General features: G+C 61.2%; 6 protein-coding genes and 3 pseudogenes. 3 read left to right on the top strand and 6 right to left on the bottom strand.

Going from position 1 to position 11182, the window contains the following annotated elements:
• Positions 1-104: 104 nt before the first annotated feature.
• The 6 genes and pseudogenes from HT737_RS09920 to HT737_RS09895 form a co-directional block, all read right to left on the bottom strand.
• On the bottom strand, positions 105-1421 hold the full coding sequence (locus HT737_RS09920; protein ID WP_121187122.1) for an OprD family porin: 1317 nt from the start codon (positions 1419-1421) through the stop codon (positions 105-107).
• A 197-nt stretch (positions 1422-1618) separates the two neighbouring features.
• Entirely contained in the window at positions 1619-1840 is a 222-nt protein-coding gene (locus HT737_RS09915) for a hypothetical protein (RefSeq protein WP_027612176.1), read from the bottom strand.
• A gap of 288 nt (positions 1841-2128) precedes the next feature.
• On the bottom strand, positions 2129-3493 hold the full coding sequence (locus HT737_RS09910; RefSeq protein ID WP_182402413.1) for a heavy metal sensor histidine kinase: 1365 nt from the start codon (positions 3491-3493) through the stop codon (positions 2129-2131).
• Positions 3483-4160 (bottom strand): heavy metal response regulator transcription factor, encoded by a 678-nt coding sequence (locus HT737_RS09905; RefSeq protein WP_007916978.1) that lies wholly within the window; start codon positions 4158-4160, stop codon positions 3483-3485. The genes HT737_RS09910 and HT737_RS09905 overlap by 11 nt, the downstream gene beginning before the upstream one ends.
• Positions 4161-4167: 7 nt before the next feature.
• A pseudogene (locus HT737_RS09900) lies at positions 4168-7270 on the bottom strand (multidrug efflux RND transporter permease subunit).
• Positions 7267-8425 (bottom strand): annotated as a pseudogene (locus HT737_RS09895) (efflux RND transporter periplasmic adaptor subunit). The pseudogenes HT737_RS09900 and HT737_RS09895 overlap by 4 nt, the downstream one beginning before the upstream one ends.
• 715 nt (positions 8426-9140) lie before the next feature.
• On the opposite strand from HT737_RS09895, the gene HT737_RS09890 reads away from it, so the two are divergent.
• The 3 genes and pseudogenes from HT737_RS09890 (at position 9141) to HT737_RS09885 (ending at position 11122) form a co-directional block, all read left to right on the top strand.
• Positions 9141-9380, top strand: coding sequence for a hypothetical protein (locus HT737_RS09890; RefSeq protein ID WP_047296393.1), 240 nt, complete (start codon positions 9141-9143; stop codon positions 9378-9380).
• 149 nt (positions 9381-9529) lie between these two features.
• Positions 9530-9811 (top strand): annotated as a pseudogene (locus tag HT737_RS32690) (PAS domain-containing protein); the annotation flags it as partial.
• A gap of 201 nt (positions 9812-10012) precedes the next feature.
• A complete protein-coding gene (locus HT737_RS09885; RefSeq protein ID WP_374011151.1) occupies positions 10013-11122 on the top strand; it encodes a methyl-accepting chemotaxis protein in 1110 nt (369 codons plus the stop codon).
• Positions 11123-11182: the final 60 nt, after the last annotated feature.

The following is an 11182-nucleotide window of genomic DNA, read 5'->3' as shown; positions in this document are numbered from 1 at the left end:
AAAAAAAAGGGGTCTGCTGCGCAGCCCATCGGGGGATAAATCCCCTCGCCACAAAATCTATTCCATTCAAAAAAGGATCAGTTGTTACTGAGCTAGAGGTGATCTTAGAAGACGTTGATCGGGTAGTCGACAATCACACGGTATTCATCGGTGTCGGTATCGATCGCGCCGTAGCCGTTGCCGCCACGGTTGGTTGCCCATTGCAGGCGCACCGCGAGATCTTTCGCCTGGCCGCTCTGCACCACGTATTTCAGATCAAGGTCGCGCTCCCAGTGCTTGGCGTTGCGACCGTCGGCGCTGTACCACGAGGCATAGCCCTTGCTGTCCGGATCGACCTTGGTCAGGTCCACGGTGCCACGCGAATAGGAAACCGCCGACGTCAGACCCGGCAGACCGAGACCGGCGAAGTCGTAGGCGTACTTGAGCTTCCACGAGCGCTCGTTGGGGCCGTTGAAGTCCGAGTACTGCTGCGAGTTGTCGAGGTAAACGCTATCACCCTGGCTGATGTAGTCGAACGGTGTGTTGCCGTTCACGCGCTGGTACGCAGCGGTGACGCTGTGGTTGCCGATGCCGACGGTGAAATGCAGGCTGTAGGTGTTGTTGTCGATGTCGCCCAGCAGCGCGTCGCCGGTGTCCTGCGTGTGATAGAAGTGCAGGCCCGGGTTGAGGCTGACCAGATCGTTCAACTGCCACGTGTAATCCAGGTCGTAGTAGTACTGGTTCCAGATGTCCTTCAGTTCAGCGGCATACAGATTGCTGGTCAGGCCCTCGACGCCGCTCCAGGACACGCCGGCCCAGTTCAGGTGGCGGCTTTCGTCGCCCTCGGCGAGTTTGCCGTACGAGGTGCCGATGCGCTGGCGACCGCTCTGGTTGTACGGCTTGGTAAAACTGGCCTGGCCACCTTCGAACATCCAGCCGTCGAAGCTGTGGTTGGTCAGGCTGACGCCACGAAAGGTCTGCGGCAACATGCGCGATTCACCGCCGGCAATCACCGGGTTGGTGAGGAACAGGTCACCGGCCTTCAACTCGGTATCGAACGCGCGCATTTTCAACGTGCCACCTGCGGTCGAGAACGACCCCGGCGCTTTGCCATTGCCATCGCTGATCGGCAGGATGCTCGAGCCATCGGTACCGCCACCGCCGTCGAGCTTCAGCCCGAGCATGGCGTGGGCATCGATGCCGAAGCCGACCGTGCCTTCGGTATAACCCGACTGGAAGATCCCGAGAAAACCCTGACCCCACTCGATGTTATCGTCCGTCTGCTGCAGGCGATTGCGATTCATGTAGTAGTTGCGAGCGTTGAGGTTGAGGCTCGAGCCGTCGACGAAACCTTCCCTGGCGGCTTCGTCGGCATGGGCGGCGGGGGCAATCGTTGCGGCAATTGCAATGAACAGCGGGGTGAAGCTGACTGGGTAACGCACTTGCGATGGAGCTCCTTGGGTCAACTGACACTTCAATGTCTTGAGGTGCGGGATGTTTCTTGTTGTTACAGACGAACCAAACGGCTTTCAGACCACAACGAAAAAAGGCCGCTGAAAAGGCAGCGGCCTGGAAGGACGACGGTTGAACGGGAAGAGCCAAACAACCGCGTCGAGGGAAATGTTTCGCGGTGCGCGACTCAGCTGTCTTTCTCAGCCGCTTGAGCCTGGGAAGTGGCGGCCTGTGGGGCTTGCGAGGCGTCTTGCGACTTGGCCATCACTTCTGCCTGAGATTGCTCGAACGCGTGAGCGCGAGCAGCATTCTGCGCGACGAACGCCTGCGATTCTTCAGCCATCGCCATTGGCGACAGGATCAATGAGGACAAAACGAAAGCGCTGGCAATACCCATACTGTTGGACATCTTGAAAACCTTCTTGCTTGGCAAGTGCTGTTTGGTGCGGGCAAAGATAAGGTTGCCGAGCGTTGGGAAACAGCGTGATTTTCATAAATGACTGTTACAGCAAAAGCAAAGATCAACCACGGGTGAACGCCATTCCCTGTGGCGAGGGGATTCATCCCCGATGGGCTGCGAAGCAGCCCTCAATCCTTTGTACTGGTTGTGTCAGGAAGATCGCGATTGCTGATTTTGGGGTCGCTTCGCAACCCATCGGGGATGAATCCCCTCGCCACAGGGGACTTTAACCAGCGATTAAACGGGGAGGTGAATCCCGAAGGTATTCATCCCCCGATCACTGCGCACAAACACATCCCCACCGTGCATCAGCGCAATCGCCTTGACGATCGCCAGCCCCAATCCATGGTTGTTGCCGCTGTTGCTGCGCGAGGCATCGACCCGGTAGAAGCGCTCGAACAGTCGCGGCAAATGCTCGCTGGCAATCGGCGATCCCGGGTTGGCCACACCGATGCTGACCTGATGTTCCTCAACCTCGATCCGCACTTCGATCACCTTGCCGGGATCGGTGTGCTGCACGGCGTTGCTCAGCAGATTGATCAATGCCCGGCGCAGATGTGCGATCTCGATCCGCACCTGCGCGTCGCCACTGACGTGTACCTGCACCTGCGCGTCTTCAAGGATGAAATCCAGATACTCGAGCGTAGTCGCGACTTCATCGGCCAGCGACGTAGATGTCAGTTTGGTCGCCTTGCTGCCTTGGTCGGCGCTGGCGAGGAACAACATGTCATTGATGATCGAACGCAGGCGCTCCAGCTCCTCAAGATTCGACTGCAGCACTTCGAAGTAATGTTCGGCGGAGCGTCCGCGCGTCAATGCGACCTGGGTCTGGCCAATCAGGTTGGTCAGCGGCGAGCGCAGTTCATGGGCGACGTCGGCGTTGAACGATTCCAGCCGCGAGTAGGCCTGTTCGACCCGCTCCAGCGTGGAGTTGAACGAATCGACAAACTGCTCAAGCTCCGGCGGCAATGGCGACATCCGCAAGCGTCCAGCCCGTAGGGGAGGCGCGAGGCGCTGGGCTTCATCCGACAGTTTGATCAACGGCTTGAGGCCGATTCGCGCGACCCAGTACCCCAGCGCCGAGGCCATCAGCACACCGACAATCGCGAGGCTGACGAGAGCGATCAACAACTTGTGTTGGGTCTCGTGGAACGTTTCGGTGTCGATGCCGATCATGAACCGCAGCGGCGGGCGCTGGTCCTTGGCCGGTAACTCGGTCAGCAGCACTTTCAGCGGATAAGGATGTTCAGGCAACTGCAGATCATGCATGCCGGTCGGGCCTTGGGCGAAGGCGCGGATTTGCGCGTCCGGCGCGCCGTACTCGTACCCGGGATCAGCGCTGACCACCCAGAAACGAATGCGTTTGTCTTCCTCGCCGAGCAGCTTGAGCTTGGCGTTGATCTTCACCCAATGCTCGGGTGTGCCATAACGATTGAGCGCCGATTCAAGCACGCTGTAACGCGCATCAAGCTCGGCTTCCGGGAGCAGGCCAAGGCCCTTGTCGACCTGCTGATACAGTGCGCCGCCGATCAACAGAAACACCAGCAGCGCCACCAGCGTAAACATCCCGCTTAAACGCAGGGCAATCGAATTACTGGACACCACGGCTCTCCAGCACATAACCCATGCCACGAATCGTGTGCAGCAGTTTCTCGTCGAACGGCCCGTCGAGCTTGGCCCGCAGCCGTTTGATCGCGACTTCGACGACGTTCGCATCGCTGTCGAAATTGATGTCCCAGACCATCTCGGCAATCGCGGTTTTCGAGAGGATTTCGCCTTGCCGCCGCGCCAGCACGCTGAGCAGCGAGAATTCTTTCGCGGTCAGGTCCAGCCGGGTGCCGGCACGGGTGGCCTTGCGGCTGATCAGATCGATCCACAGGTCGGCGATGCTCACTTGCACCGGTTCATGGCCACCGCTGCGTCGGGTCAGCGCTTGCAGGCGGGCCACCAGTTCGAGGAAGGAAAACGGCTTGCCGAGGTAATCGTCGGCGCCGTCGCGCAGGCCTTTGATCCGATCCTCGACGCGCTCGCGGGCGGTGAGCATGATCACCGGGGTCTGCTTGCGCGCACGCAATGCGCGCAGCACGCCGAAGCCATCCAGGCCCGGTAGCATTACGTCGAGGACGATCACCGCGTAGTCGCTCTCCAGCGCCAGGTGCAGGCCTTCGACGCCGTCGCGGGCCAGGTCCACGGTGTAACCCTGTTCCGTCAGACCGCGGTGCAGATAGTCCGCGGTTTTTTCCTCGTCTTCGATAATCAGAACGCGCATGACCGCCTCAGTCTGTAGTCGCCAATGCCTTCGTAGGCATTGGTTTGGGCCTGTGGAACAGCCGCTCAAGCCACAAGTATATGACCGGCGTGGTAAACAGCGTCAGCATCTGGCTGACCAGCAAGCCGCCCACCACCGCGATCCCCAGCGGCTGGCGCAGTTCGGCGCCGGTGCCATAACCGAGCATCAGCGGCAGGGCACCCAGCAGGGCGGCGAGGGTGGTCATGATGATCGGCCGGAATCGCGTCAGGCACGCCTCGTAAATCGCATCCTGCGGCGGCAAGCCGCGATTGCGCTGCGCCTCGAGGGCAAAGTCGATCATCAGGATGCCGTTCTTTTTGACGATACCGATCAGCAACACCAAGCCGATCAACGCCATGATCGAGAAGTCCTGGCCGCAGATCCACAGCATGATCACCGCACCGAGACCGGCTGCCGGCAGGGTCGAGATGATCGTCAGCGGATGCACAAAGCTCTCATAAAGCACGCCGAGAATGATGTACACCGCCACCAGCGCCGCGAGAATCAGCCACGGCTGACTGGCCAGCGAACTCTGGAACGCCTGCGCCGCGCCTTGGAAGTTGCCGCTGATCGCGGTCGGCATGCCGATTTCGGCCTTGGCCTGATTGAGCAGAATCACCGCATCACCCAACGCCACGCCGGGCGCCAGGTTGAACGACAGGTTGGCGGCGGGGAACATGCCGTCATGAGCAATCGACAGCGGGCCGATGGTCGGCGCATCGAATTTGGCCAGCGCCGACAGCGGCACCATCTCGCCGCTCAACGGCGAGCGCAGGTAGAAATAATTGAGGCTTTCGGCCTTGCCGCGTTGCTTGGTGTCCAGTTCCAGAATCACGTTGTACTGATTGACCTGGGTCTGAAATTCGTTGATCTGGCGCTGGCCGAACGCATCGTACAGCGCTTCGTCGACGTCACTGGCGGTCAGGCCGAAACGCGCGGCGGCACTGCGGTCGATGCTGATGTGGGTGATGCTGCCGCCCAGTTGCAGGTCGTTGGAAATGTCGCGGAACGCCGGGTTGCTGCGCAGCTTTTCCGTCAGACGCTGGGTCCAGGTGGCGAGGGTCGCGCCATCGTTGCTCTTGAGCACGTATTGGTACTGCGCGCGGCTCGGGCCGGAGCTGAGGTTGATGTCCTGACCGGCGCGCAGGTACAGGACGATGCCCGGGACTTTCATCAGTTGCGGACGAATCCGGTCGATGAACTGGCTGGCCGAGACGTCGCGGTCACCGCGTTTTTTCAGGGCAATCCAGAAGCGGCCGTTTGCGATGGTCTGGTTGCTGCCGGACACACCGACCGAGTGCGAGAACGCCTGAACGGCCGGATCGGCGGCGACGATTTCGGCCATAGCCAAGTGTTTTTTTCACCATGTCGCCGTAGGAAATATCCGCAGCGGCTTCGGTGGTGCCGAGGACAAACCCGGTGTCCTGCACCGGGAAGAATCCCTTGGGGATAAAGATGTAACCGGCAATCGCCAGTGCCAGCGACAGGCCGAACACGCCGATCATCAGTTTCTGGTGGGCGAGGGCGCGGCGCAGACCTTTTTCGTACCAGGCCAGCAAGCGTTCGCTGAAGCCCGGTTTGTCGTGGGCGTGGTGCACCGGTTTGCGCATGAACAGCGCTGCCAGCGTCGGCGCGAGGGTCAGCGACACCACCACCGAAATCAGAATGGTCGAGGTCGCGGTCAGGGCGAATTCCTTGAACAGCCGCCCGACCACACCGCCCATGAACAGCAGCGGAATAAACGCTGCCACCAGCGAGAAACTGATCGACACCACGGTAAAGCCGATCTCGCCGGCACCTTTGACCGCCGCTTCGCGCATGCTGTCGCCGGCCTCCAGATGCCGGTGGATGTTCTCCACCACCACAATCGCATCGTCCACGACAAACCCGACCGCGACGACGATCGCCACCAGCGTCAGGTTGTTCAGGCTGAATCCCAGCAGGTACATCAGGGCGAAACTGGCGGTCAGCGATACACCGAGCACCGCCGACACAATCATCGTCGCCGACAACTGGCGCAGGAACAGCGCCATCACCGCCACCACCAGCAGGATCGCGATCAACAGGGTGATCTCGACTTCATGCAGCGAGGCGCGAATGGTCTGGGTGCGGTCGATCAGGGTTTTTACCTGCACCGAGGCCGGGAGCATGGCTTCGAGGCCGGGCAGGGCGGCTTGAATGCGGTCGACGGTTTCGACGATGTTCGCGCCGGGCTGGCGCGAGATCACCAGGTTCACCCCGGGTTGATCACCGGCCCAGGCTTGCACGTAGGCATCTTCCGAACCGTTGACGACTTTGGCGACATCCCGCAGGTGAACCGGGGCGCCGTCCTTGTAGGAAACGATGAGTTGGCTGTAGTCCTCGGGTTTGAACAACTGATCGTTGGTCGACAGCGTCGAGATGCTCGATTCGCCGTACAACGCACCTTTGGCAAGGTTGAGGCTGGTCTGCTGGATCGCCAGACGAATGTCGGCCAGGGTCAGGCCGATGGCCGCCAGTTTGTCGGCCGAGGCTTGCACGCGAATCGCCGGACGTTGCTGACCGGTGATGTTGATTTGTCCTACGCCGTCGATCTGACTGATCTGACGCGAGAGCAGGGTTTCCACCAGGTCGCTGAGTTCGGTGCCGGGCATTTGCGTCGAGCTGACGCTTAAGATCAGCACCGGGCTGTCGGCCGGGTTGACCTTCTTCCACGTCGGCAGGGTCGGCATGTCCTTGGGCAGTTTGCCGGCGGCGGTGTTGATCGCCGCCTGGACTTCCTGGGCGGCGGTGTCGATGCTCTTGTCGAGGGTGAATTGCAGGGTCAGCAGACTGGAGCCGAGCGCACTGCTGGAGGTCATCTGGGTCATGCCGGGGATGGCGCTGAATTGTACCTCCAGCGGCGTGGCCACGGACGAGGCCATGGTGTCGGGGCTGGCGCCAGGCAACTGCGCCGAGACCTGAATTGTCGGAAATTCCGCTTCCGGCAGTGGGGCAATCGGCAGGCGCGGGAAGGCAATCACCCCGACCAGCACCAGCGCGATGGTCAGCAGAATGGTCGCGACCGGGTGATCGATGCACCAGGTGGAGACGCCTGTGTGCTGCTTCATGGCTTGGGCTCCGCTTGCACCACCTGCGGCGGCTCGCTCATGACCTGCACGGTAGAGCCGGGTTTGAGCCGTGACTGGCCGTCGCTGACCAATTGATCACCAGCCTTCACGCCTTTGATGATGTCCTGGCCGCTGCCTTGATAAACCATCTGCACCTGCACGGCTTCGACCTTGTCGCCGTTCACGCGATAGACGAAGTGTTGATCGAGACCGCGCTGGACGACGGTGGGCGGTACCACCAGCGCATCCTTGTCCAGCGCCGTCTGAATTTTTACCGTCACCAGCAGGCCCGGCCAGAGTTTCTGGCTGGCGTTGTCGAACTCGGCCTTGGCGCGGATGGTGCCGGTGTTGGCGTTGATCTGGTTGTCGATCAGGGTCAGGTGACCTTCGCCGAGCAGGTTGCCGGTTTCACCGTCGGTGTCGGCGCCGATGTAGGCCTTGACCTGTGCGTGCTGCGGATCGTTGATCAGGCCCTGCAGGGTCGGCAGCATTTGCTGCGGCAGCGAGAATTCCACGGCGATCGGGTCGATCTGGGTCACGGTGAACAGGCCGGCGGTGTCGGTCATGCGCAGGAAGTTGCCTTCGTCGACGGTGCGAATACCGACGCGGCCGGTGACCGGGGAGCGGATCTGCGTGTAAGAAAGTTGTACCTGCGCCGCGTCGATCGAGGCCTGGTTGCCTTGGGCGGTGGCTTTGAGTTGGTTGACCAGTGCTTGTTGCTGGTCGTAGGTCTGTTTCGAGATTCCGTCGTCGACGCTGAGCAGTTTGTAGCGCTTGAGGTTGACCAGGGCGACTTGCAGTTGCGCCTGGCTTTCGCCCAGTTGCGCGCGGGCCTGGTCGAGGCTGGCGCGGATCGAGCGGTCGTCGATGGTGGCCAGCAGGTCGCCGGCTTTGACCAGTTGGCCTTCCTTGACGAGGATTTTGGTGAGGATGCCGTCGACTTGTGGGCGCACTACGACGCTGTGTAATGAGAGTACGGAGCCGATGCCGCTGGTGTAGCGGGGGACGTCTTTTTTCGCTGACGGTGACGACGCGGACCGGGATGGCGGTTGGGATGGCCAGTTTGGTCGGGGTGGGTTTCATTGCCCACCATGTGCCTGCGGCGGCCAGGGCGATCACTAGGGCTAGCAGGGCTTGGTTTTTCTTGATTCGCATGAAATGGGGCGCCAAGGGCTGGAGTTTGGGCAGGTTGGGTCTTTATAAACTTGTTTGGGGGTCAGGAGGGTGACGGCTGGCTGTCAGCGCTGTCAGTTTCGCCGGGGTGTATATCCGTTTCTGCGAGTGTTGCTGATTAGGGTTTCGCCCTTACGGCGAGTCACTTTTGACAAAACGCCTCAAAAGTAACCAAAAAACGCTTGCTCCTACGTTCGGCCCGCTCGCTGGGGCTCGGGGTCCCTTCGCTCCGGGATTGATCCGGGCGCAGCGCCTACGGTTTGCTTCGCTGCACCTCCTCTCGCTGTGTTTGGCTGCGCCAAACGGTCGCTGCGCTCCCACGCCCGGATCAATCCCTCCGCTCAGCCTTCCGATGTCGCCCGTGGATCAAGATCAAGAGCTGCAGCCGAGCTAACGCTCATCCTGTTGAGTGGGGCGGCATGCGCCGCGTGCGGGTTGTGCTTGTTTTCCCTGTAGGAGCTGCCGCAGGCTGCGATCTTTTGATCTTGCTTTTGCTTTTGCTCTTTTGTGGGAGCTGGCTTGCCAGCTGACCAATCTCTGGCGGGTGTACTCGGTCCACCTGTGGGAGCGAGCCTGCTCGCGAAGAAGGCCTGACAGCCGCTGCAAATCTCCAGGTGCCGAGTCCGGGCGCGCAGGTATACTGCGCGCCTTCGCGGCTCACTGTTCGGGCCGGACTTTTTGCTTTGCGGAGCTTTTTATGACTTCCCCGATCCAACCGCCGGTTGACGACGCTGTGAGCGATGTCCCGGCCGAGCTGACTGACGCCAGCGAGACCAAACCCGAGATCCCGGCGTTCAAGTTTCCGTTCAAACCGGGTGAACTGGCGGCCGCCAAGGGTTCGAATCAGCCGTGGTACAAGAACGGCGCCAAGAATGGCCACACCAAGACCCCGGGCATGGCCCCGCCGGGTACCCGCCGTTCGATGGGCAAGCGCTGAGTTTCATCCCGCCTTCAGCCATCGACTGCGATTTTCCGTCGCAGTGATGGCTAAGTGCTCATCCCCTGAGCCAGATCAACATTTGACCAATTGGTGCGCTTAGAGTCAGCAGCCCTGCCGACTCTTCCCATAAAACGAGCGCGCTTTCCATGAAGATCAATCTCCCGGTAACCGGCCGTAGCGTCGATGTGGCGCTGGATGCGAACATTCTTTCGACCACCGATCTGACCAGCGCGATCACTTACGCCAACGACGATTTCATTCAGATCAGCGGTTATAGCCGCGACGAATTGCTCGGCACTCCACACAACCTGTTGCGCCATCCGGACATGCCGGCGCAGGCGTTTGCCCATATGTGGCAGACGCTCAAGAGCGGTCGTTCGTGGATGGGGCTGGTGAAGAATCGTTGCAAAAATGGCGACCATTATTGGGTCAGCGCCTATGTCACGCCGGTCACGCAGAACGGCGTGGCGGTGGAGTATCAGTCGGTGCGCACCCGGCCTGATCCGCGGTGGGTGGCCGCGGCGGAGCGGGTTTATGCGCAGTTGCGTGGCGACGTGAAGGGACGGCGGCCGCTGCTCAGGTTAGGTTTGCGCGGCCGGATCACGGCGTTGGCCAGTGCGTTGCTGGGTCTGGTGTTGGGGATCGAGGCCTGGTTGCGTCCGGAGTCGGCGTGGATCGATGGCACGGCATTAGTCGTCGGCAGCAGTGTTTGTGCATTAGGCGTGCGCTGGATTCTGCGTCCGCTGGAACGGCTGAGCGAGCGGGCGCGGCAGGTTGCGGACAATCCGTTGAGCCAGGGCATTTACACCGGGCGCGGCGATGAGTTCGGCCAGATCGAGTTTGCCCTGCAGATGCTCGAAGCCCAGGTCGGCGCGGTGGTCGGGCGTATGGGTGACGCATCGCAACAGTTGGCCGGGCATGCGGCGCAACTGGTTGATCATCTGCAAATAAGCCACAGCAGTTCGCTGGCGCAGCAGGCGGAAACCGATCAGGTGGCGGCAGCGATTCACCAAATGGCCGCGAGTGTCGCGCAGGTCGCCAGCCATGCGCAGCAGGCGTCGGTGGCGGCGGACCTGGCCGATACGGAAACCCGTGAAGGGCATTGGCTGGTCGGTGAAAGTCGCAGTGCGGTGTTGCGTCTGGCCGAGGAATTGCGGCGGGCGACCGAGGTGATCCATCAGCTCGAAGGCCATAGCAGCGAGATTTCCGGGGTGCTGGAGGTGATCCGCAGCATCGCCGAGCAGACCAATCTGCTGGCGCTTAACGCGGCGATCGAAGCGGCGCGCGCGGGTGATGCCGGGCGCGGTTTTGCAGTGGTGGCTGATGAAGTGCGCGGGTTGGCGCGGCGCACGCAGCAATCGACCAACGAGATTCAACGAATGATCAGCACCTTGCAAAACGGCGCGCGCGATGCGGTGCTGGTGATGCAGCAAAGCAGTGAGCATGTGGATAACAGCGTCGAACAGGCACAGCGTGCGGCGCGGGCGCTGGACGGGATCAGCGAGCGGGTCGAGCAGATCACCGAAATGAGCCTGCAGATTGCCGCAGCGGTGGAGCAGCAGAGCGCGGTGAGCGAAGACATCCATCGCAATATCGTCAGCATTCGCAGGGCGTCCGAATTGACGGTGGATGAGGGGCGGCTGAGTCAGCGCAACTCTGAGGATGTGGCGGGGTTGGGCGGGGGTACTTGGCGCTTGCTGGCGCGGGAGTTCTGGGGGCGGCGACAGGTTCGGGATTGAGGTTGCCTGGGCCAGCCTCTTCGCGAGCAGGCTCGCTCCCACATTTGAAATGCAATCCAT

The sequence above is a fragment of the Pseudomonas sp. MD195_PC81_125 genome, from assembly GCF_014060985.1.
Classification (GTDB): Bacteria; Pseudomonadota; Gammaproteobacteria; order Pseudomonadales; family Pseudomonadaceae; genus Aquipseudomonas; species Aquipseudomonas parakoreensis.
The sequence above is the reverse complement of the archived record's forward strand: the minus strand, read 5'-3'. Positions and strand labels throughout refer to the sequence as shown.